The sequence below is a fragment of the Streptomyces sp. A0592 genome, from assembly GCF_004795115.1.
Lineage (GTDB): Bacteria > Actinomycetota > Actinomycetes > Streptomycetales > Streptomycetaceae > Streptomyces > Streptomyces erythrochromogenes.
Map to the genome: position 1 here is coordinate 148,977 of NZ_SSBM01000010.1, position 20,377 is coordinate 169,353.

The 20,377-nt window shown below is 72.2% G+C and carries 21 protein-coding genes; 12 read left to right on the top strand and 9 right to left on the bottom strand.

What is annotated here, in order from left to right:
• Positions 1-82: 82 nt before the first annotated feature.
• The 5 genes from E6U81_RS17070 to E6U81_RS17090 form a co-directional block, all read right to left on the bottom strand.
• Positions 83-1,159: an aspartate-semialdehyde dehydrogenase gene (locus tag E6U81_RS17070; RefSeq protein ID WP_136230929.1), complete on the bottom strand. Its 1,077-nt coding sequence runs from the start codon at positions 1,157-1,159 to the stop codon at positions 83-85.
• Complete coding sequence (locus E6U81_RS17075) at positions 1,156-2,430, bottom strand: aspartate kinase (protein ID WP_031147550.1); 1,275 nt, start codon at positions 2,428-2,430, stop codon at positions 1,156-1,158. The genes E6U81_RS17070 and E6U81_RS17075 overlap by 4 nt, the downstream gene beginning before the upstream one ends.
• Before the next feature lie 120 nt (positions 2,431-2,550).
• Positions 2,551-3,198, bottom strand: coding sequence for a DUF5063 domain-containing protein (locus E6U81_RS17080; RefSeq protein WP_136230930.1), 648 nt, complete (start codon positions 3,196-3,198; stop codon positions 2,551-2,553).
• Positions 3,191-3,790, bottom strand: coding sequence for a recombination mediator RecR (gene recR, locus E6U81_RS17085; RefSeq protein ID WP_030010802.1), 600 nt, complete (start codon positions 3,788-3,790; stop codon positions 3,191-3,193). The genes E6U81_RS17080 and recR overlap by 8 nt, the downstream gene beginning before the upstream one ends.
• Positions 3,791-3,875: 85 nt before the next feature.
• Positions 3,876-4,220, bottom strand: a complete 345-nt coding sequence (locus tag E6U81_RS17090; RefSeq protein WP_076044258.1) for a YbaB/EbfC family nucleoid-associated protein — start codon at positions 4,218-4,220, stop codon at positions 3,876-3,878.
• A gap of 290 nt (positions 4,221-4,510) precedes the next feature.
• Here E6U81_RS17090 and E6U81_RS17095 point away from each other — a divergent pair, with 290 nt between their 5' ends.
• Positions 4,511-5,257 carry an SLATT domain-containing protein gene (locus E6U81_RS17095; protein WP_206309955.1) on the top strand — a complete coding sequence of 249 codons (747 nt, stop codon included), beginning with the start codon at positions 4,511-4,513 and terminating at the stop codon, positions 5,255-5,257.
• Between the two features lie 74 nt (positions 5,258-5,331).
• Here the strand turns inward: E6U81_RS17095 and E6U81_RS17100 are convergent, their stop codons facing one another.
• The 3 genes from E6U81_RS17100 to E6U81_RS17110 form a co-directional block, all read right to left on the bottom strand.
• Positions 5,332-5,982 carry a hypothetical protein gene (locus E6U81_RS17100; protein ID WP_030957868.1) on the bottom strand — a complete coding sequence of 217 codons (651 nt, stop codon included), beginning with the start codon at positions 5,980-5,982 and terminating at the stop codon, positions 5,332-5,334.
• A 95-nt stretch (positions 5,983-6,077) separates the two neighbouring features.
• The gene (locus tag E6U81_RS17105) at positions 6,078-6,743 is read right to left on the bottom strand and encodes a GntR family transcriptional regulator (RefSeq protein WP_136230931.1); all 666 of its coding nucleotides are present in this window, start codon (positions 6,741-6,743) and stop codon (positions 6,078-6,080) included.
• A gap of 142 nt (positions 6,744-6,885) precedes the next feature.
• The gene (locus E6U81_RS17110; protein WP_136230932.1) at positions 6,886-8,244 is read right to left on the bottom strand and encodes an aspartate aminotransferase family protein; all 1,359 of its coding nucleotides are present in this window, start codon (positions 8,242-8,244) and stop codon (positions 6,886-6,888) included.
• A 316-nt stretch (positions 8,245-8,560) separates the two neighbouring features.
• On the opposite strand from E6U81_RS17110, the gene E6U81_RS17115 reads away from it, so the two are divergent.
• The 4 genes from E6U81_RS17115 to E6U81_RS17130 all read left to right on the top strand — a co-directional run bounded on the left by E6U81_RS17115 (position 8,561) and on the right by E6U81_RS17130 (position 12,009).
• A complete protein-coding gene (locus E6U81_RS17115; RefSeq protein ID WP_136230933.1) occupies positions 8,561-9,190 on the top strand; it encodes a DJ-1/PfpI family protein in 630 nt (209 codons plus the stop codon).
• Positions 9,183-9,749, top strand: a complete 567-nt coding sequence (locus E6U81_RS17120; protein WP_136230934.1) for a MarR family transcriptional regulator — start codon at positions 9,183-9,185, stop codon at positions 9,747-9,749. The genes E6U81_RS17115 and E6U81_RS17120 overlap by 8 nt, the downstream gene beginning before the upstream one ends.
• Before the next feature lie 181 nt (positions 9,750-9,930).
• Entirely contained in the window at positions 9,931-11,538 is a 1,608-nt protein-coding gene (locus tag E6U81_RS17125) for a serine/threonine-protein kinase (RefSeq protein ID WP_136230935.1), read from the top strand.
• A gap of 81 nt (positions 11,539-11,619) precedes the next feature.
• Complete coding sequence (locus E6U81_RS17130; protein WP_136230936.1) at positions 11,620-12,009, top strand: nuclear transport factor 2 family protein; 390 nt, start codon at positions 11,620-11,622, stop codon at positions 12,007-12,009.
• 48 nt (positions 12,010-12,057) lie between these two features.
• On the opposite strand, the gene E6U81_RS17135 is transcribed toward E6U81_RS17130, so the two are convergent.
• Entirely contained in the window at positions 12,058-12,549 is a 492-nt protein-coding gene (locus E6U81_RS17135; protein WP_136230937.1) for a diadenosine tetraphosphate hydrolase, read from the bottom strand.
• 213 nt (positions 12,550-12,762) lie between these two features.
• On the opposite strand from E6U81_RS17135, the gene E6U81_RS17140 reads away from it, so the two are divergent.
• The 7 genes from E6U81_RS17140 to E6U81_RS17170 all read left to right on the top strand — a co-directional run bounded on the left by E6U81_RS17140 (position 12,763) and on the right by E6U81_RS17170 (position 20,356).
• Entirely contained in the window at positions 12,763-13,821 is a 1,059-nt protein-coding gene (locus E6U81_RS17140) for an alpha/beta hydrolase (RefSeq protein WP_136230938.1), read from the top strand.
• On the top strand, positions 13,814-15,004 hold the full coding sequence (locus tag E6U81_RS17145) for an acyltransferase (RefSeq protein ID WP_136230939.1): 1,191 nt from the start codon (positions 13,814-13,816) through the stop codon (positions 15,002-15,004). The genes E6U81_RS17140 and E6U81_RS17145 overlap by 8 nt, the downstream gene beginning before the upstream one ends.
• Complete coding sequence (locus E6U81_RS17150; protein ID WP_136230940.1) at positions 14,997-16,358, top strand: sensor histidine kinase; 1,362 nt, start codon at positions 14,997-14,999, stop codon at positions 16,356-16,358. Before E6U81_RS17145 ends, E6U81_RS17150 begins: the two co-directional genes overlap by 8 nt.
• The gene (locus E6U81_RS17155; protein WP_136230941.1) at positions 16,355-17,026 is read left to right on the top strand and encodes a response regulator transcription factor; all 672 of its coding nucleotides are present in this window, start codon (positions 16,355-16,357) and stop codon (positions 17,024-17,026) included. The genes E6U81_RS17150 and E6U81_RS17155 overlap by 4 nt, the downstream gene beginning before the upstream one ends.
• Before the next feature lie 88 nt (positions 17,027-17,114).
• On the top strand, positions 17,115-18,452 hold the full coding sequence (locus tag E6U81_RS17160; protein ID WP_136230942.1) for a histidine kinase: 1,338 nt from the start codon (positions 17,115-17,117) through the stop codon (positions 18,450-18,452).
• Positions 18,449-19,108, top strand: a complete 660-nt coding sequence (locus E6U81_RS17165; RefSeq protein WP_136230943.1) for a response regulator transcription factor — start codon at positions 18,449-18,451, stop codon at positions 19,106-19,108. Before E6U81_RS17160 ends, E6U81_RS17165 begins: the two co-directional genes overlap by 4 nt.
• Positions 19,109-19,147: 39 nt before the next feature.
• The gene (locus tag E6U81_RS17170) at positions 19,148-20,356 is read left to right on the top strand and encodes a cytochrome P450 (protein WP_136230944.1); all 1,209 of its coding nucleotides are present in this window, start codon (positions 19,148-19,150) and stop codon (positions 20,354-20,356) included.
• Positions 20,357-20,377 lie beyond the last annotated feature (21 nt).

A 20,377-nucleotide genomic window follows, 5' to 3' on the forward strand; every position in this document is an offset into this window, starting at 1 on the left:
TCTTCCCGATTGCCCCGTCCAGCGAAACGGCAGTCGGGCCATCACCTTGATCAAGGGATCGGCACCGATCCTACAAAGCGAATTACGCAAATTCACCTGCGATCAGTTCCGCGATCCGCGTGGCATTCAGCGCCGCACCCTGGCGGAGATTGTCCGCGCACACGAAGAACTCCAGGGCGTAGGGGTCGTCGAGCGAGGCCCGCACCCGCCCCACCCAGGCCGGATCCGTTCCGGCGGCGTCCACGGGGGTGGGGAACTCCCCCGCCCCGGGGTCGTCCACGAGGACCACGCCGGGCGCGGCCTCCAGGATCTCCCGGGCGTGCGCGGCCTTCACCTCGTTCTCGAAGCCGGCCCGCACCGTCAGCGAGTCACCGGTCAGCACCGGCACCCGGACGCAGGTCACCGACACCGGGAGCGTCTCCAGCTGGAGGATCCGGCGCGTCTGTGCCCGTACGGCCAGCTCGTGCGAGGACCAGCCGTCCTCGTTCAGCTCGCCGCACCACGGGACCACGTTGAGCGCCAGGGGGGCCGCGAAGGGGCCGGTGTCCTCGCCCACGGCACGGCGCACGTCGCCGGGCTGCTCGCCCAGGGAGGTCCCGGCGACCAGCGACAGCTGGCGCCGCAGCGTCTCGGAGCCGGCCCGTCCGGCCGCGCTCGCCGCCTCGTACGTGGAGACGGCCAGCTCGGTCAGTCCGTACTCGGCGTGCAGCGCGCCCAGGGAGGCGATCATCGCGGCGGTGACGGTGTCCGGGGCGGCGACGATCCCGCGCGGGCGGATCCGCGCCGCGTGGGCGTTGATCTCGGGCACCACGAGCGGCACCTCGGGGTCGTCCCGGAAGGCGGCGGACTGGTCGACGACGACCGCGCCGCGTGCGGTGACGACGGGCGCCCACCGGGCCGAGACCTCGGCCGGGGTCAGGAAGAGCGCGACGTCGCCCGGCCCGAGGCCGTCGAAGGCGTCCTCGGTCAGGGCGAGCACCTCGCACTCCTGCCCGCGGACGGACAGCATGCGGCCGGCCGAGCGCCCGGAGGCGATCAGGCGTATGTCGCCCCAGACGTCCGCCCGCTGGGACAGCATCCGGAGCAGGACCGAACCGACTGCTCCGGTCGCCCCGACGACGGCGAGTGCCGGAGCCGGGGTCGACCGGGGGGCGGTCATCGGCCGGTGCCTCCGTAGACGACGGCCTCGTCGCTGTCGGAGTCGAGGCCGAAGGCCGTGTGCACGGCGCGGACGGCCTCGTTGACGTCGTCCTGGCGGGTCACGACAGAGATCCGGATCTCCGAGGTGGAGATCAGCTCGATGTTGACGCCCGCGTCGGACAGCGCCTGGAAGAACGAGGCGGTGACGCCCGGGTTCGTCTTCATGCCGGCGCCGACCAGGGAGATCTTGCCGATCTGGTCGTCGTAGCGCAGGGAGTCGAAGCCGATCGCGCCCTTCGCCTTCTCCAGGGCGTCGATGGCCTTGTGGCCCTCGGCCTTGGGGAGCGTGAAGGAGATGTCGGTGAGGCCCGTCGAGGCCGCGGAGACGTTCTGCACGATCATGTCGATGTTGATCTCGGCGTCCGCGATGGCGCGGAAGATCGCCGCGGCCTCGCCCGGCTTGTCCGGGACGCCGACGACCGTGATCTTGGCTTCGGAGACGTCGTGAGCGACTCCGGAGATGATGGCGTGCTCCACCTGCTCGTCCCCTTGCGGATTCTCGTTGCTGACCCAGGTGCCCGGAAGTCCCGAGAAGGACGACCGGACGTGGATCGGGATGTTGTATCGGCGTGCGTACTCGACACAGCGGTGCAGCAGCACCTTGGAACCGGAAGCCGCCAGCTCCAGCATGTCCTCGGAGGAGATCCAGTCGATCTTCCGGGCCTTCTTCACGACGCGGGGGTCCGCGGTGAAGACGCCGTCGACATCGGTGTAGATCTCGCAGACCTCGGCGTCCAGCGCCGCGGCGAGCGCCACGGCGGTGGTGTCCGAACCGCCTCGGCCCAGGGTGGTGATGTCCTTGGAGTCCGCGGACACGCCCTGGAAGCCGGCGACGATGGCGATGTTGCCCTCGTCCAGCGCGGTGCGGATACGGCCCGGCGTGACATCGATGATGCGCGCTTTGTTGTGGACCGAGTCGGTGATGACGCCTGCCTGGCTACCGGTGAACGACTGGGCCTCGTGGCCCAGGTTTTTGATCGCCATGGCCAGCAGGGCCATGGAGATCCGCTCTCCGGCGGTCAGCAGCATGTCGAATTCGCGCCCGGCAGGCATCGGGGAAACCTGCTCGGCGAGATCGATCAGCTCGTCCGTCGTGTCGCCCATCGCGGACACCACGACGACCACTTGGTGGCCGTTCTTCTTGGCGTCCACGATCCGCTTGGCGACGCGCTTGATGCCCTCGGCATCGGCTACGGAGGAGCCTCCGTACTTCTGCACGACAAGGCCCACGTGCGCTCCTCGCTCAGTCCGTCTCATTGCTGGTGCAGTCTAACGAGCGACCGGGATCCGACCGCCTCGTACCACATCATGAGACGAACAGATCAAACTCCGGGTTCCCGCTCCGGAGGATCACTTGCGGCCCAGGCCGCCGAGCTCCTCCGCCATCACCGCTCCGGCCTGCTCCGCGAGGTCGTCCTCGGTCAGGTCCTCGTCCGTGTCGAGGCCGTCCAGGGCCGCCAGGGGCTGGTTCAGGCGCACGTGCGAGATCAGGGACTGGAGGGCGCGCAGCGTCGCCGAGGCCGTCGGTCCCCAGTTGGTGAAGTACGAGAACTGCCACCACCACAGCGCCTCCGTGATGCGGCCCGCCTGGTGGTGGATGAGGCCGTGCCGCAGGTCGGCGACGACGTCGGCCAGGTCGTCGGAGATCCGGTGGGCGACGGGGGCCTTGCGCGGTTCGTACGGGTCGAAGACCTCGGAGTAGACGTCGACCGGCTCCAGCATGATCGCGAACCGCTCGCGCAGGTCGTCGACGTCCGGCTCCGGGCCCAGGTCGGGCTCGTAGCGCTCGTCGGGCAGCACGTCCTGGTACGCGCCCAGCCGGCCGCCCGCCAGCAGCAGCTGGGACACCTCCAGGAGGAGGAACGGCACCGCGCTGTCCGGGTCCTCGCCCTTGGCTACCTCGGTGACCGCGACGATGAACGACTCGATCTGGTCCGCGATCGAGGCGGCGAAGTCGTCCGGATCCTGGCCGAGAGCGTGCAGCGTTGCGTCAGACATCGAGAAGTCGCCTTCCTTCAAAGGCCCGCCCCAGCGTGACCTCGTCCGCATACTCCAGATCTCCCCCGACGGGGAGCCCGCTGGCCAGGCGGGTGACCTTCAGGCCCATGGGCTTGATCATGCGGGCGAGGTAGGTGGCGGTCGCCTCGCCCTCCAGGTTCGGGTCGGTGGCGAGGATCAGCTCGGTCACCTCGCCGTCCGCCAGGCGCGCCAGCAGCTCGCGGATGCGCAGGTCGTCCGGGCCGACGCCCTCGATCGGGCTGATCGCGCCGCCGAGGACGTGGTACTTGCCCCGGAACTCGCGGGTCCGCTCGATCGCGACCACGTCCTTCGGCTCCTCGACGACGCAGATGACCGTCGTGTCCCGGCGCGGGTCGCGGCAGATGCCGCACCGCTCCTCCTGCGCCACATTCCCGCACACGGCACAGAACCGGACCTTGTCCTTGACCTCCAGCAGCGCGTGCGCGAGGCGGCGGACATCGGTGGGCTCGGCCTGCAGGATGTGGAAGGCGATCCGCTGCGCGCTCTTGGGCCCGACGCCGGGCAGCCTGCCCAGTTCGTCGATCAGGTCCTGGACCACGCCTTCGTACAACGGACTGCCTTCTTTCGCTTCCGTCGGATGGAACCGGACGGGGTCGGATGGGATCGGATGGGAGAGGACCGGGGGAGGGTACTGCTTAGAACGGCAGCCCGGGAATCCCGCTGCCGCCGCCCAGACCCTGCGCGAGCGGGCCCAGCTTCTGCTGCTGGAGCGCCTGGGCGTTCTCGTTGGCGGCCTGGACCGCCGCGACCACCAGGTCGGCGAGCGTCTCCGTGTCCTCCGGGTCCACGGCCTTCGGGTCGATCACCAGCGCGCGCAGCTCACCGGAGCCGGTGACGGTCGCCTTGACCAGGCCGCCGCCGGCCTGGCCCTCGACCTCGGTCCGCGCCAGCTCCTCCTGCGCCGCAGCGAGGTCCTGCTGCATCTTCTGGGCCTGCTGGAGCAGCTGCTGCATGTTGGGCTGGCCACCACCGGGAATCACAGGGCACTCACTTCCGTACGTCGGTACCGTCGGGACCTTTGCGACCCCGAGACCTTCGGAACGCTTGGTCAATCCGAGCCTACGTGCTCCCCGGGCGCCGCGCCCTACGCCGTGAGGACCAACTCTTTCGAGTGAGAGTCGGGGCGTACGCGTACCTGCTGGAGACCTCCTTGCGAGCGGAAAACCCGGGATTCGTTGTCCATCGCCCGTCATTCGAAGGTAGGAAGAGCATGCGCATCATTGCGCACACGCGCACCACCACACGTCAGCGCAGGCAGAGGGAGTGCCGGGTGAGCCAGCCGGAGATGCAGCCCGAGGGGCCACCCCGGGATCCCCGGGAGGAGGGCGGCGGGGCGATGGCGGCGGGCGATCTCACCGGCCGGCCCTTCCCCCTCGGGGACTGGGGGGAGCCCGCCGAGCGGCTCGACGAGCTCTACCGGCGGGTCGAGGCGGACGCGCTGCGCACGGCCGAGTGGTACCTGTCCGACCGGGCGTGGAAGCGCCGCGGGGCGCGCGTCCTGCGCGTCGGCGCGGCCCTGGGCGCCGTCACGGGCGCCGCGATGCCGGTGCTGGAGCTGACGGGCTCGGCGCCGGGCGGATCGACGTACGGGTACCTGGCGCTGCTGCTGGGCGCGGCCGCGCTGGCCTGCGACCGGTTCTTCGGGCTGACGTCGGGATGGATGCGGGACGTGGCCACGGCCCAGGCGGTGCAGCGCAGGCTCCAGACCCTCCAGTTCGACTGGGCCTCGGAGAACGTCCGCGAGGTGCTCGGGCCCACCGAGGGCACCGCCAGCGAGGCCGCCGAGCGGTGCCTGACCGTGCTGCGCCGCTTCTCCGAGGACATCACGGAGCTGGTGCGGTCGGAGACGGCGGACTGGATGGTGGAGTTCCGGGCCGGGCCCGCGCCGCTGGTGATGCAGTCGCTGGGGGCCTCCGGGGGACGCGCGGACGCGTACATCCCGCCGGCCCGCTTCCCGCTGCCGCCGGGCACCCGACCGAACATGCCGCGGCAGCGGCCCCCGGAGCAGCCCCGCTGAACCTGTGGAGCGGGGCTGCTCCGGGGGCCCGGGCCCGTGCCCGGGCCTGTGATCGAGCCCGTGCCTTCACCGGCTCAGCTGAAGATGATCATCGAGCCCTGTCCGAGACTGCGCGTCGCCGCCGCGTGCAGTCCCAGCCAGACGTGCCGCTCCCGGGCGAAGGGGCTGCCGTCGTACGGGATCGGTCCCGCCGGCTCCTCCAGCGACGTCGGCCGCCCCGGCGGCGCGGGCGCAGCGGGCGGGTTGCCCGGGTCTATCCCGATGGCGGGGGCGACGAACACCAGCTCCCGCAGGAGCCCCTGCGCGGACCCCAGCGGTCCGCCTCCGGCCAGCAGCTCCTCGTTCGCCAGGGGCGCCGCGAAGTCGACGGGCACGTACGCGCCCGCGTGGTCGTAGTGCCACACCAGGTGCGACTGCTGCGCGGTGGGCTCGAACATCTCCAGGAGCTGCTCGTAGTCCCCGCCCAGCTCGTCCACCGGGGTCACCGGCAGGCCGCACAGCTGGAGCAGGTAGGCCCGTCTCAGGAAATGCAGGGCGTCGTAGTCGAAACCGGCGACCGGGGCGACGTCCCCGCTCAGACCCGGCATGTACGCGAACACGGGCACGGACGGGAGCCCGGCCTCACCCAGCGCCTTGTCGTACGAGGCGATCTCTTCCGCGAAGGGGTTGTCGGGGCTGTGGCACAGCACATCGACAAGAGGAACCAGCCACAGGTCACAGGCCACACGGCCTCCGATCAGTCGTTGTCGCCGATCAGGCCAGCGTAGTGCGCCGGACACCCTCCGCGAAGGGGTGCGCAGAAGTGGGGGCCCGCAAGGCCTCAGAGGCGCGCGGCCCAGGCGAGCGCGTGCTCGTTGTAGCCGTGCACGATGCGGCGTACCGCGTCGGCGTCCGCCAGGGTCACGGCGTCCACCAGATCGCCGTGCCCGTCCCAGAGGGCTTCCCGCAGCTGCGGCTCGCGCTGGAGGTGGGGGACGGCGAAGACCCAGCACTGCACCCGGATGCGGTGCAGGAACTCGGTGATGTAGGAGTTGGCGACCAGCCCGCTCAGTTCCCGCCAGAAGCGCAGGTCGTAGCCGATCAGCACCTCCAGGGAGCCGCTCTGGGCCGCCCTGCGCGCCTCCTCGCCCCGGCGGCGCACCGACACCAGCATCTCGCCGGAGCCGGGGGTGGCGCCCCGCTCGGCGAGTCGGCGGAAGATGCCGTCCACGACGAGCGAACGGGCCTCGATCATGCCGCGGAAGTCGTCGACCGAGAAGATCCGCACGCGGAAGCCGCGGTGCTGGACCAGTTCCAGCAGCCCCTGGGCCGAGAGGTCCACGAGCGCCTCGCGGACCGGGGTCGCGGAGACCTCGTACTGCTCGGCTATCTGCTTCACGGTGAACTCGGTCCCCGGAGGCAGGCGTCCCGCGAGCACCTCGTCACGCAGCGCGTCCGCGATCTGCTGGCGAAGTGTGTTGCGGGTGACAGCTCCGCTGCCTGGCATAGGGGTCCGTCTCCTGTCGTAGAGCTCCGGACACCATAGGCCAGACAGCGAGGCCGAAACCGGACGGTTGGTGGGGGTTATGTGCGGATCCGATCCCTGCGAGGACGAGAATCACACCGGCGCCGACCGGCCGTCGTTCCGCTCAGGCGGTGGTGTGGCGGTCGGCGACCGTCAGCGCCTCGTCCAGCAGGGCCAGGCCCTCCTTGGCCTCCGCCTCCGTGATGGTGCAGGCGGGGACGACGTGGGTGCGGTTCATGTTGACGAAGGGCCACAGGCCGGACGCCTTGCAGGCCGCCGCGAACTCGGCCATCGGGGCGTTGTCCGCACCGGCCGCGTTGTACGGGACGAGCGGCTCGCGCGTCTCCTTGTCCCGTACGAGCTCCAGGGCCCAGAAGGCGCCGAGGCCGCGCACCTCGCCGACGGAGGGGTGCCGCTCGGCGAGCTCCGCGAGCGCCGGGCCGATGACGTTCTCGCCGAGGTGGGCGGCGTGCTCGACGACACCCTCCTCCTCCATCGCGTTGATCGTCGCGACGGCGGCGGCGCAGGCCAGGGGGTGGCCGGAGTACGTCAGTCCGCCCGGGTAGGGGCGGGTGGCGAAGGTCTCGGCGATGGCGGCCGAGATGGCCACGCCGCCGAGCGGCACGTAGCCGCTGTTGACGCCCTTGGCGAAGGTGATCAGGTCGGGGGCGACGTCCCAGTGGTCGGCGGCGAACCACTTGCCGGTGCGCCCGAAGCCGGCCATGACCTCGTCGAGGATGAAGACGATGCCGTGGCGGTCGCAGAGCTCGCGGACGCCCGCGAGGTAGCCGGCGGGCGGGACCATGATGCCCGCGGTGCCCGGCACGCTCTCCAGGATGATCGCCGCGATCGACTGCGGACCCTCGAAGGCGATGGTGTCGGCGAGGTGGGCGAGGGCGCGCTCGCACTCCTCGGCCTCGGTGGTCGCGTGGAAGGCGGAGCGGTAGAGGTACGGGCCCCAGAAGTGCACGACGCCGGCGGCGGCCGTGTCGGACGGCCAGCGGCGCGGGTCGCCGGTCAGGTTGATCGCGGCGGCGGTGGCCCCGTGGTACGAGCGGTAGGTGGAGAGCACCTTGGCGCGGCCCGTGTGCAGACGGGCCATGCGGACGGCGTTCTCGACGGCCTCGGCGCCGCCGTTGGTGAAGAAGATCTTGTCCAGGTCGCCGGGGGTCCGCTCGGCGATGAGGCGTGCGGCCTCGGAGCGGACGTCCACGGCGAAACCGGGCGCGAGGGTGCAGAGCCGGGCGGCCTGCTCCTGGATCGCGGCGACGACCTTGGGGTGCTGGTGGCCGATGTTGGTGTTGACCAGCTGGGAGGAGAAGTCGAGGTAGCGGTTGCCCTCGTAGTCCCAGAAGTAGGAGCCCTCGGCCCCCGCGACCGCGAGCGGGTCGATCAGGGCCTGGGCGGACCAGGAGTGGAAGACATGCTTCCGATCTGCGTCCTTCACGGCGGCAAGGGTGTGCGGGGTGGCATGAGGGGTCATGACGTCACGCTAGAAGTGCGCAGGTGGGGAGGGATATCGGCGGACTGTATGGGGGTGGCGGGCCGACCTCGGCAGTCTGTCTGCGCCCCCGGAGCACCCGTCCAAAGTATTGACAGCATCCTGTCGTTATGACAGTCTCTTGTCATAGGCGCTTTTCGTGGAAAGCACTGCGGAAGCCGGTACGGACGGCTTGTGCGGCACGCGCCACGAGCACCGTCGGCATCGCAGGCACCACGTGCATCGTTTGCACCGCGGCACCTCGGCCACGTGAGCGCCGCAGGCACCTGGCACCACCCGACGCTGGAGGCGAAACACCATGAACGAGACCGCTCGCAAGCCCGTACACCTCGCGGTCTACGACACCTACGCCGACTGGGAGACCGGCCACACCACCGCGCACCTCACCCAGCGCGGCCACGTCGTGCGGACGGTCGGCCCCGCCGCCGGAGCGCCGGTCACCACCATGGGCGGCATCCGCATCCAGCCTGACCTGGGCCTGGCCGATCTGCGACCGGAGGACTCCTCGCTGCTGATCCTCACCGGGGCCTCCCTGTGGGACACGGGCGACGAGCTGGCGCCCTTCGCGGCGAAGGCGCGGGAGTTCCTGGCCGCCGGCGTTCCGGTGGCGGCGATCTGCGGAGCCACCGCCGGCCTCGCCCGTGAAGGCCTGCTGGACGACCGCGCCCACACCAGCGCGGTCTCCTTCTACCTGGCGGAACAGCCGGGCTACGGAGGCGCCGGGAACTACGTCGAGGCCGACGCGGTGACCGACGGGGACCTGATCACGGCGGGCCCGACGGAGCCCGTCGCCTTCGCCCGCGAGGTCTTCGCCCGCCTGGACGTCTACAAGCCGGACGTCCTGGACGCCTGGTACGGGCTCTTCCACCACTCGGACGAGAGCGCGTACCCGGTCCTGATGGCGGCATCGGCGGCGGGCGATGCTTGAGCCGCCGCCGCTCGGGTCCCCCCGGACCCGGCAGGACCTGCTGAGCCGCACCGCACTCGGGGTGTTCCGGCTGAACGGCCAGTTCCTCTCCCTCTCCGAGGAACTGGCGCGGCCCGCCGGGCTGACCGCCGCCTGGTGGCAGGTACTGGGGGCGGTGCTGCGGGAGCCGCTGCCCGTCGCGGGGATCGCCCGGAACATGGGAATCACCCGGCAGAGCGTCCAGCGCATCGCGGACCTGCTCGTCGCCAAGGGCCTCGCGGAGTACGCGCCGAACCCGGCGCACCGGCGGGCCAAGCTGCTGCGCCCGACGGAGGAGGGCCGCGCGGCGGTGGACCGGATCGGTCCAGGCCACTCGGCCATGGCCGCCCGTCTCGCGGCGGAGTTGGGGGACACCGCCTTCGCGGAGACGGTCCGCGTCCTGGAGCGGCTCGCCGCGGCGCTGGACACGCTGCCCGCACCGCGCGACCCGTCGGAGCCGTCCGAGTCATCGGAGCCGTCTGGCCCGTCTGGCCCGTACGAGCCGTCGGAGCCGTCGGAGCCATCGGAGCCATCGGCCTGAGTTCGCCGGGCCCGAACCTTCGCGGTCCGGGCCCGGTCCGGGTCCGGTCCGGGCCCGGTTGGGGTTCGGGTCCGATCGGGTGTTCGAGTGCGGTGAGGTCGACCGGGAGGCAACCGGCGGGAGCCGCCAACCGTCTTTCCCGGCGGAGCTGTTCGGCCAGCAGGGGAAGGACCACCCGGCCATGGAACAACTGCATCCGCACGACCCGCACCGCATCGGCCCCTACCGCCTGTTGTCCCGGCTCGGCGCCGGCGGCATGGGCCAGGTCTACCTCGCCCGCTCCGACCGCGGCCGCACCGTCGCGGTCAAGCTGGTCCATCCCGGGCTCGCCGCCCGTGAGGAGTTCCGCATCCGCTTCCGCCAGGAGGTCGCCGCGGCCCGCCGGGTCGGCGGCGAATGGACCGCCCCGGTCCTGGACGCCGACACCGAGGCCGCGACCCCCTGGTTCGCCACCGGCTACGTCGCCGGGCCGAGCCTGCGCCGGGTCGTCGCCCACGACTTCGGCCCGCTGCCGGACCGCTCCGTAAGGATCCTGGCCGCGGGCCTCGCGCACGCCCTCCAGGACATCCACCGGGCCGGCATCGTCCACCGCGACCTGAAGCCCTCGAACGTCCTGATCACCCTCGACGGGCCCCGCGTCATCGACTTCGGCATCGCCCGCGTCCCCACCGGGTACGACGCCGGTCCGACCCGGGCCGGCGAAGTGATCGGCTCCCCCGGGTTCATGGCCCCCGAACAGATCCGGGGCGAGCAGGTGACCGCCGCGTGCGACGTCTTCTGCCTCGGCGCGGTCCTGGCGTACGCGGCCACCGGACGCCTGCCCTTCGGCGACGCGGAGCAGCCCGGCGGCCTGGCGGCGCTCCTGCTGCGCAGCACCGAAGCGGAACCCGACCTGGCAGGCGTACCGGTGGAGCTGCTCGACCTCGTCCGGGACTGCCTGCACACGGATCCGGGCGCGCGGCCCGGGCCGGCCGAGGTACTCGCGCGGGTCGGCGCCGACGACACCGTGGCCGACGGGAGGGTCCTGGAGCCGTGGCTGCCGACCCTGCTGGTGGCCCGGCTCGGGCGGCACGCCGTAGAACTGCTGGACCGCGAGGACGCCGGGCCGGACCGCGCGGTGCCGGCTCCGCCGCCGCTGCCGCCCTCCTACTCCGCATACCCGCCGCTGGAACCGGAACCTCCGCCAAGGCCCTGGACGGCGTCCACGGCCCTGCTCCTCGCGATCGCCGCGGTCGTCGCGGTCCTGTCCGCCGGCACGGTGTACGCGGTGATGAGCGGGGCCGAGGATCCGCGGCCGCCCGTCACGGGCCCGCGCACCCAGGTGACGACGGGCGCCGGACCGGTTTCCGGACCGGATTCCGGATCGGTTTCCGGATCGGCCTCGGCTTCGGCCTCCGCTTCGGCCCTGGGTTCGGCTTCGGGGTCCGCGCACGGAGCCGGTTTCCTGCCCGAGGCCTACGTCGGCACCTGGCAGGCCGTCCGCGGCAGCCAGACCTGGCGCCTCACGCTCACGCGCGGCGGAGTCGGCGAACAGGTGATGTCCCTGGACGTCCGGGACCCCGGATTCGTCTGTTCCTGGACCGCGGCCCTGCGCGGCGCCCCCGGCTCCGGAGTCGGCTCCGGCGCCGGCTCCGACTCCGTGGAGCTGGACGCCTCCACCGTCACCTCCGGCGCCCCGCCGACCTGTACGGCGGGCGGCCGGAGCCTGCTGCGGCTCCTGCCCGACGGCGCCCTGCGCAGAGAACTCGCGAGCAGTGACAGTCCCCCGCTCGACTACCGCAGGCAGTGACCCGGACCCGTTTGTGTCGAGGTCAATAAGCCTGCAGGCAAGGCCTGTTGTGCCGCGCGGCACTGTCGGACACTGCGGCACATGGAGCCGTTGAGGGTAGTGGCACGACTGTGGGAGCGGATCGAGGCACGCGACTGGGAAGGCGTGGCCGCGCTCATCGCCGAGGACGCCGTCATCGAATGGCCCGTGAGCGCCGAGCGCATCGTGGGGCGCGCCAACTTCATCGCCGTGAACAGCGACGACGGCGACGCCGACGAGAAGCCCGTGCGAGTGCTGCGGATCCTGGCCGACGGGGACCACGTCGTCACCGAGGTGGAGGTGCCCCAGGGCCACGTCCTCTACCGGGCCGTCTCCCTGTGGACCGTACGCGGCGGGGAGATCGTGGGGGCGAGGGAGTACTGGACCAGTCCCGGCCAGGACCCCGCCCCGCGCTGGCGGGCGGGATTCGTCGAGCCCCTGGCGGCGGACTGAGTCCCGCGCTCGCCTTCGCCGCGCCTGTCCCCGGCTTCCCGCACCCGGTCAGGCAGCCGCCCCGTCCGCTCCGAGCCGGTCCAGCTCCTGGCCGATCGCCGACCGCAGGGCGTCGTGGCGCGGAGCCAGCGCGTGCCGCTCGCCGCGCCAGCACTCCTCCTCGTACAGCCACACGGGCAGCCTGACGCGGTCGTCGGGTTCCCAGTCGTAGCGGGGCCAGATGTGGGCGTGGAGGTACGGGTCGGTGTTGCCGAGGATCTCGATGTTCACCCGGCGGAAGGCGGGGTCGAGGCCGGCGCAGGCCCGCTCGACCGCCTCGGCCAGCCGCTCCAGGTCGCAGAGGTACGCCGCCCTGCGGGGCCGGGACAGGTCCGAGAGCCGGGTGACGGCCGGGTCGTCGGTCAGCAGTACCGAGTATCCGGGGAGGAACTGCCGGTCCCCGATGACGGCGAATCCGGCGTCGAGGCGGCGTACGACGGTCGGGTTCACCCCGCGGTGCGCGCTGCCGATGCGGTCGAGACGCCAGTCGCTCGCTGTCATGAGAACTCCAAGTGGGCCGGTTCGGCAGGGGGTTGCGCGCCCCGCCGGTGTGCACCAGTGGGCCTCCCGTGCCTCTGGAGTATTGCCCGTCATACCTAAGAGCTACGTACGAACACGGCTCCGTGGCGGGACGCCGACCAGGGGCGCGGATTTCTAACTTCGGTAGCAGAGAAGGGCACTGACGCCCTTTCCGGGAGACCGAAGGAACACACCATGGCGACGGGGACGGCACGAGCGACGGATGCGACGGAGGCGGCGGAGGCGCCGGAGCAAGTCGGCTCGGGCGGGGCCGGGTTCGAATCCGGGTTCGGATCCGGGAGGGCGGGCGGCGCGCGTGGCGGGCGGCTGCGCCGCACGCTGCTGGCCTCGCTGGTCGCCGCGGCCGTGATCGTCCCCGTGTCCGCTGCCGCCTCCGCCGAGGCCCCCGCCCCGGCGCCCGCCGTGTTCACCGAGGACGCCTCGCCCCAGAGCCGCTATGCCGCCAACCGCGACAACATCGCCGAGGCGGTCCGGATGGCCCAGGACGCCGACCGCTCCGGCCGGGCCGGCCGACTGCGGGCCATGGCGACGACCGGTACCGCGCAGTTCCTCGCCTTCGACGGCCGCGGCCGGGGCCGGGCCGTCGAGGTGTTCGGCGAGCTGGAGACAGCCGACCGGATCGCCGTCCTGGTGCCCGGCTCGGACACCACCCTCGACACGTACGAGAGGTTCCGGTCCGGAGCGGTCGCACTCCAGCAGCGCCTCCGGGCCGGGCATGCGCGCACCGCCGTGGTCGCCTGGCTCGGGTACGACACCCCGGGCACGGTCAGCACGACCGTGCTGACCGCCAGCCGGGCCGAGGGGGCCGCGGGCGAACTGGGGCCGTTCCTGGACCGGTTGCGGGACATGGCCGCGCCGGGCGCGCGGCTCTCGCTGCTCTGCCACTCCTACGGCTCCGTCGTCTGCGCGCGGACGGTGACGGGAGCCGCCGTCGGCGACGTGGTCCTCTTCGGCAGTCCGGGCACGGGGGCGGGATCCGCCCGGGAGCTGCCGACCTCGGCCCGGGTCTGGGCCGGCCGGGGCGGCGCCGACTGGATAGCCGACGTGCCGCACGTCCGGCTCGGCGGGCTCGGCTTCGGCACCGACCCGGTCGACCCCGCCTTCGGGGCGCTGCCCTTCGCCGCCGGATCCGGCGGCCACAGCGACTACCTCAAGCCGGGCACCCGGTCCCTCGACGCCCTGGCCGCCATCGTCCTCGGCAGCGCTCCCGCCCAGGAGGCCGGCCATGCGTGAGCTGCGCGCCCGCTGGTCCGCGCTGGCGGCGGGGATCGACGCGGCCACCCCGGCCGGACGGGACCGGGCCGTGGACGCGCTCCGGGCTCTCGCGATCCTCGGCGTGGTCCTCGGCCACTGGCTGGTGACGTCCCTGACCGCCGCCGACGGCGGTCTGCACGGCACCAGCCCGCTGGTGCACATGTCCTGGCTGGCCCCGGTGTCCTGGGTGTTCCAGACGCTGGCCGTCTTCTTCCTCGTCGGCGGCCGTGTCGCCGCCCTCGGGTACGCCTCGGCGTGCGAGCGGGGCATCGGGTACGGAGCCTGGGTCGGGCAGCGGCTGGGCCGGCTGTTCCGCCCGGTCGCCGCTGTGCTCGTCCTCTGGACGGTCGTGGCGGGCGGGATGCTGGTCGGCGGGGCGGAGCTCGACACCGTACGGACGCTGGTGAAGCTGGTCCTGTCGCCGCTGTGGTTCCTGCTGGTGTTCGCCGCGCTGACCGCCGCGACTCCGCTGGTGGCCCGGCTCGGCCCGGTGTGGCCGACCGCCGTGGTGGCGGGCGTCGACCTGTGGCGCTTCGGGCTGGACGGGCCCGAGTGGATCGGGTGGGTCAATGTGGCCGCGGGCTGGCTGGTCCCCTTCACGCTGGGCGCGGCGTGGTCGCGCGGGGCCCTCGCCCGGCGCGGCCGGCTGCTGCTCCTGGTCGGCTGCGCCGCACCGGCCACCGCCGGGCTGGTCCTGTGGGGCGGGTATCCCGCGTCCATGGTGGGGGTGCCGGGGGCGGCCGTCTCGAACCTCAACCCGCCGACGCTCGCCGCGGTCGCGTTCGCTCTGGCTCAGTGCGGGCTGGCCCTGCTGGCCCGCGACCGGCTGGCCCGGCTCATGCTCCGGCCGTCGGCCTGGGCGAAGGTGGCGCTGGTAAACCTCTCCGCCATGACGGTCTTCCTGTGGCACCAGACCGCCATGATGGCCGTCACCGCCCTCGGCCTGCTGGTCCCGGCCCGCCTGCCCGGGCTGCACACCGCGCCCGACTCGGTGGGCTGGATAGCGGCCCGGGTGTTGTGGCTGCCGGTGTTCGCGGCCGCGCTGGGACTGTGCTGGGCAGCGTTCCGCACCCACGAACAGGCCCGGCTTTCCCGGCCGGCCACGGTCACGGCCGCCCGCTCCGTTTCCGGCACTTCCGTCAGGGAGATCACCCATGCCTAGGCTGACCGACGTGAACGAGCAGCGCGTACCCCCGCCCGAGCCGGCGCCCTCCGATCCCGTCAAGGGGGCCTCCCCGAGGGTGGCGTTGGCCCTGAACCTGCTCACACTGCGGCGCGATCCCCTCCCCCCGTTGGGCCGGCCGCGATGGCTCGCCCGGCTGCCGCACGCACTCGTCGCCTACGCGGCACTGTTCTTCGGGTTCCTCACCACCGAGCAGCTCATGGACCACTACCACGTGAAAGGCGGCCCGCCGCTGGCCGTCGCGCTCCTGACGGCGCTGTCCATCTGGCTCGCGATGTTCCGCCCGATCGCCGCCTGGTGGCTGGGGCTGCTCTCCGCGGGCTGGATCGCCTGGATAATCCACGACAACGTGGGGCAGGGCCAGACCTGGCCCTGGACGCCCGGCGGGACCTTCGCGTTCGCCCCCGTGCTGCTGCTCGTCGCCCTCCGAGTGCCGCCGCGGGTGACCATATGGGTCGTCGGCATCTCCGTCGCCCTCACCGGGGCGGCCGAGGTGACCTTCCATCCGGACGGTGGCCAGGTCTCCTCCCCTTGGGCCGCTGTCCTCTTCGGCTTCGTCGCCCTCCTCGGGTACGCGCTGCGCGCCCTGCGGCTGGCCCGCGGCGAACTGGTCGAGCAGGAGACCCTCACCGCGGAGGAACGGGCCCGGCGCACCCTGTTGGAAGAGCGCAGCCGCATCGCCCGCGAGCTGCACGACGTCGTTGCGCACCACATGTCCGTGATCTCCATCCAGGCGCAGGTCGCCCCGCACCTCGTGGACAATCCGTCCGACGAACTCAAGGAGAATCTGGCGGGCATCCGGGAGAACGCGCTGGAGGCCCTCACGGAGCTGCGCCGGGTGCTGGGCGTGCTGCGCTCCGAGCAGCCCGGTGATCCTGCGGCCCCGCAGCACCCGCAGCCGACCCTCGCCGAGTTGGACGGCCTCGTGGACAACGTGCGGGGGGCGGGCCTGGACGTCACCACCGAGGTCGCGGGCGTCCGGCGGCCGCTGGCCCCCGGCGTGGAGCTCACCGCGTACCGGATCGTGCAGGAGGCACTGAGCAACTGCCTGCGCCATGCTCCCGGTTCGCAGGTGGAGGTCGGCGTCGCCTACGGGCCGCGCGAGCTGCACCTGTGTGTCGCCAACAGCGCGCCGACCCGGCCGGCCCCGCCGTCGCAGGGAGCGGGGCACGGGCTGCTGGGGATGCGGGAGCGGGCGGGCATGCTGGGTGGCGAACTGGCCGCGGGCCCACGCCCCGACGGCGGGTACGAGGTCAGCGCAGTGCTCCCGATGGATCCGCAGAACCCGCCCGCCGGCACCGGCGCCGGCAACGAGACGAAGAAGGCACCATGAGCACCCCGATCAAGGTGATGATCGCCGACGACCAGATGATGGTGCGGCAGGGCTTCACCGTGCTCCTCAACGCCCAGCCCGACATAGAGGTCGTGGGGCAGGCGGTGGACGGCGCGGACGCCGTCGCGAAGGTCGCCGAGCTGGCCCCGGACGTCGTGCTGATGGACATCCGCATGCCCGGCATGGGCGGCATCGAGGCCACGTCCGTGATCACCCGCGTTCCCGACACCCTGGTGAAGGTGCTCGTGCTCACCACCTTCGACCTCGACGAGTACGTGTACGAGGCGCTGCGGGCCGGGGCCTCCGGGTTCCTGCTGAAGGACGCCTCCGCCGATCAGCTCGCGGAGGCGGTGCGGGTGGTGGCGGCCGGTGAGGCGCTGCTGTCCCCGAACATCACGAAGCGGCTGATCACGGAGTTCTCCCGACTGGGGGCGCTGCGCGCGCCGTCGCGGGCCCGGATCGACGTGCTGACCGAGCGGGAGACCGAGGTGCTGTCGCTGATCGCCCAGGGCCTGTCGAACGCGGAGATCTCCGAGCACCTGGTCCTGGCCGAGCAGACCGTGAAGACCCATGTGGGCCGGATCCTGGTGAAGCTCGGCCTGCGGGACCGCACGCAGGCGGCGGTGTTCGCGTACGAGAGCGGTCTGATCCGTCCGGCGGGCTACTGAGGGACCTGTGTAGTACTTGAGAGGGACCCGGAGAAATCCCCATCAGCGGCGACGCGGACGAAGGCGGTACGGACCTACGGTTGTGCGTATGACCGAGACGACCACCGGGGGGACAGCCCGGACGCCTGAATTCCGACTGGCATCGGAGGTGATCGCGACCCTGCGCCAGGACCTCGTCGCCGATGCCTTCGCCTACCGGCCGCTGCCTCCGGCGGAGGGTCCGGGGCGCTTCTCGCGACGGCTCCCCAAGGGGGTACGACGGCATGCGCCGTGGCGGCGGCACGCGGCGGTGGGGGCGCTGGCCTTCGTCGCCGTGCTCTTCACCATGGAGGGGCAGTCGAGCTACCTGGGCGATCTGGGCCTGCTCGTCATGGGGCTGATAGCCGCGGTTCCCGTCCTGATGACGCTGGTGCGGCCGGTCGGCGCGTGGTGGGCGGCCGTCGCGATGACGGTGGTGCTGGCCGCCCTCGGCGAGGGCGTCAGCTGGCCCTGGACCCCGGGCGCGTTCTTCTCCTACATCGTGGTGATGGTCGTCGTCACGCTGCGGACCGGGCCCCGGGTGGCGGCGTGGATGTGGGCGCTGACCCTCGCGCTGGGCGCCGCGATCTCCGTGGTGTTCACCGGCGAGTGGGGGTCGAACGCACCGGAGATGGCTGTGACCTCGGCGTTCGCCCTGGTGATCGCCGGGAGCATCCAGATACGCCGGCACGCCAAGGCGGAGGTGAGCGCGCAGCAGGAGGTCACGGCCGTCGAGCGGGACAAGCGGACGCTGCTGGAGGAGCGGACCACGATCGCGCGGGAGCTGCACGACGTGGTGGCGCACCACATGTCGGTGGTGGCGATCCAGGCGGAGGCCGCTCCATACCGGGTGAAGAACCCGCCGCCGGAGCTGGAGGCGGCGTTCGTCACCATCCGGGAGAACGCGGTGGCGGCCCTGACGGAGCTGCGGCGGGTGCTGGGTGTGGTGCGCTCCGCGGACTACGAGGCGCCGGACGCCCCGCAGCCGACGCTGGCCTCGCTGGACGGGCTGCTGGCCAATGTGCGCGAGGCCGGGCTGAGTGTGGAGAAGACGATCACGGGTGCGGTGCGGGAGCTGCCGCAGGGCGTGGAGCTGTCGGCGTACCGGATCATCCAGGAGGCCCTGAGCAACACCCTGCGGCACGCACCGGGCGCGTCGGCCGGGGTGGAGGTGTCGTACGTGCTGGGCGGCCTGGGCATACGGGTCGTCAACGAGGCGCCGACCGGGGATGTGCGGCCCTCGCCCGGGGCCGGCCACGGGATCACCGGGATGCGGGAGCGGGTGGCCATGCTGGAGGGGGAGATGACGGCCGCGCGGACGGAGTCCGGCGGGTACGAGGTCGCGGTGTTCATTCCGGTGCGCAACCGTCCCGAGCCGGTGCCCGAGCCGCAGGAGGGGACGGCATGACGATCAGGGTGCTGATCGTCGACGACCAGATGATGGTCCGTGAGGGGTTCTCCGTTCTGCTGAACGCCATGGACGGCATCGAGGTGGTGGGCGAGGCGGTCGACGGCCGGGAGGCCATCGCGCAGGTGGCGGCGCTGCGGCCGGACGTGGTGCTGATGGACATCCGGATGCCCCAGATGAACGGCCTGGAGGCGACGCGGGAGATCGTGGCCTCGGACACGGACGCGAAGGTACTGGTCCTGACGACCTTCGACCTCGACGAGTACGTGTACCAGGCGCTGCGGGCCGGGGCCTCCGGGTTCCTGCTGAAGGACGCCTCGGCCCGTCAACTGGCGGACGGAGTGCGGGTGGTGGCGGCCGGCGAGGCCCTGCTGGCGCCGTCGGTGACCAAGCGGCTGATAGCGGAGTTCTCGAAGATCTCCGAGGCGCGCCGGCTCGCGGATCCGGCGGGGGTGGGCGAGCTGACGGAGCGGGAGACGGAGGTGCTGATCCTGATCGCGCAGGGACTGTCCAACGCGGAGATAGCCGACCGGTTGATCGTCGCGGAGTCCACGATCAAGACCCATGTGAGCCGGATCCTGGTGAAGCTGGGCCTGCGGGACCGGACGCAGGCGGCCGTGTTCGCCTATGAGACCCGGCTGGTGACACCGGCCTGATCCGGAGGGTGAGCCGGGCAGAGCGCTTAGTCTGCGGGGATGGGCTTTGATCCGTGGGATGCCGCGTTCGTCGCCGATCCGTACCCGGCCTACCGGGAGTTGCGGGAACGGGGGCGGGCCATCTGGTGGGAGGCCACCGGGCAGTGGCTGGTGCCGCACTACGCCGATGTGAGCGCGCTGCTGCGGGACCGGCGGCTGGGCCGGACCTACCTCCACCGGTTCTCGCACGAGGAGTTCGGGCGCCAGGCGCCGCCGCCGGAGCACGAGCCCTTCCACGTGCTCAACGGCAACGGCCTGCTGGACCTGGAGGATCCTGCGCACGCCCGGGTGCGCAGGCTGGTGGCGAAGGCGTTCACCCCGCGGACGGTGGAGCAGCTGGTGCCGGCCGTGCGGCGGATGGCCGGGGAACTGGTGGGACGGCTGCTCGCGGACGGGGGCGGGGACCTGCTCGCCACGGTCGCCGAGCCGCTGCCGGTGGCCGTGATCGCGGAGCTGCTGGGCGTGCCGGAGTCGGACCGGGGGTTACTGAGGCCCTGGTCGGCGGACATCTGCGGGATGTTCGAGCTGCGGCCCGACGAGGAGACGGCACGGCGGGCGGTGCGGGCGAGCGTCGACTTCAGCGCGTATCTGCGGGAGCTGATCGCCGAGCGGCGCACGCGCCCCGGCGAGGACCTGATCTCCGGGCTGATCGCCGCCCACGACGACGAGGGGCGGCTCAGCGAGCAGGAGATGATCTCCACTTGCGTCCTCCTGCTGAACGCCGGGCACGAGGCCACCGTCAACACCACGGTCAACGGCTGGTGGGCGCTGCTGCGCAACCCCGACCAGCTCGCCGCGCTCCGCGCCGGCCGCGATCCCGAAAAGTTGTCCACAGCTGTGGATGAACTCATGCGGTACGACACTCCCCTGCAGATGTTCGAGCGCTGGGTGCTCGACGACATCCGCGTCGGCGACACCGACATCCCGCGCGGGGCCGAGGTGGCACTGCTCTTCGGATCCGCGAACCGTGATCCCGCGCGCTTCGCGGACCCCGACGTCCTGGACCTCGCACGGGCCGACAATCCGCACCTGACCTTCGGGGCGGGGATCCACTACTGCCTGGGGGCGCCGCTGGCGCGACGCGAGCTGGAGGCCTCGTTCGGGGCGCTGCTTGCGGACGGCGTGCCGCCCCTGCGGCTCGTCGAGGAGCCTCAGTGGCAGGACGGCTACGTCATCCGCGGGCTGAAGAGCCTGCTCGTGGAGTTCTAGGCCCTGCCGTCGTCGCCCCAT

What these genes read in the sequence shown, in the direction of transcription:
- E6U81_RS17070 (WP_136230929.1), bottom strand. Translation starts at nt 1,159, where the DNA reads ATGACCGCCCCCCGGTCGACCCCGGCTCCGGCACTCGCCGTCGTCGGG.
- E6U81_RS17080 (WP_136230930.1), bottom strand. Translation starts at nt 3,198, where the DNA reads ATGTCTGACGCAACGCTGCACGCTCTCGGCCAGGATCCGGACGACTTC.
- E6U81_RS17105 (WP_136230931.1), bottom strand. Translation starts at nt 6,743, where the DNA reads ATGCCAGGCAGCGGAGCTGTCACCCGCAACACACTTCGCCAGCAGATC.
- E6U81_RS17110 (WP_136230932.1), bottom strand. Translation starts at nt 8,244, where the DNA reads ATGACCCCTCATGCCACCCCGCACACCCTTGCCGCCGTGAAGGACGCA.
- E6U81_RS17115 (WP_136230933.1), top strand. Translation starts at nt 8,561, where the DNA reads ATGAACGAGACCGCTCGCAAGCCCGTACACCTCGCGGTCTACGACACC.
- E6U81_RS17120 (WP_136230934.1), top strand. Translation starts at nt 9,183, where the DNA reads ATGCTTGAGCCGCCGCCGCTCGGGTCCCCCCGGACCCGGCAGGACCTG.
- E6U81_RS17125 (WP_136230935.1), top strand. Translation starts at nt 9,931, where the DNA reads ATGGAACAACTGCATCCGCACGACCCGCACCGCATCGGCCCCTACCGC.
- E6U81_RS17130 (WP_136230936.1), top strand. Translation starts at nt 11,620, where the DNA reads ATGGAGCCGTTGAGGGTAGTGGCACGACTGTGGGAGCGGATCGAGGCA.
- E6U81_RS17135 (WP_136230937.1), bottom strand. Translation starts at nt 12,549, where the DNA reads ATGACAGCGAGCGACTGGCGTCTCGACCGCATCGGCAGCGCGCACCGC.
- E6U81_RS17140 (WP_136230938.1), top strand. Translation starts at nt 12,763, where the DNA reads ATGGCGACGGGGACGGCACGAGCGACGGATGCGACGGAGGCGGCGGAG.
- E6U81_RS17145 (WP_136230939.1), top strand. Translation starts at nt 13,814, where the DNA reads ATGCGTGAGCTGCGCGCCCGCTGGTCCGCGCTGGCGGCGGGGATCGAC.
- E6U81_RS17150 (WP_136230940.1), top strand. Translation starts at nt 14,997, where the DNA reads ATGCCTAGGCTGACCGACGTGAACGAGCAGCGCGTACCCCCGCCCGAG.
- E6U81_RS17155 (WP_136230941.1), top strand. Translation starts at nt 16,355, where the DNA reads ATGAGCACCCCGATCAAGGTGATGATCGCCGACGACCAGATGATGGTG.
- E6U81_RS17160 (WP_136230942.1), top strand. Translation starts at nt 17,115, where the DNA reads ATGACCGAGACGACCACCGGGGGGACAGCCCGGACGCCTGAATTCCGA.
- E6U81_RS17165 (WP_136230943.1), top strand. Translation starts at nt 18,449, where the DNA reads ATGACGATCAGGGTGCTGATCGTCGACGACCAGATGATGGTCCGTGAG.
- E6U81_RS17170 (WP_136230944.1), top strand. Translation starts at nt 19,148, where the DNA reads ATGGGCTTTGATCCGTGGGATGCCGCGTTCGTCGCCGATCCGTACCCG.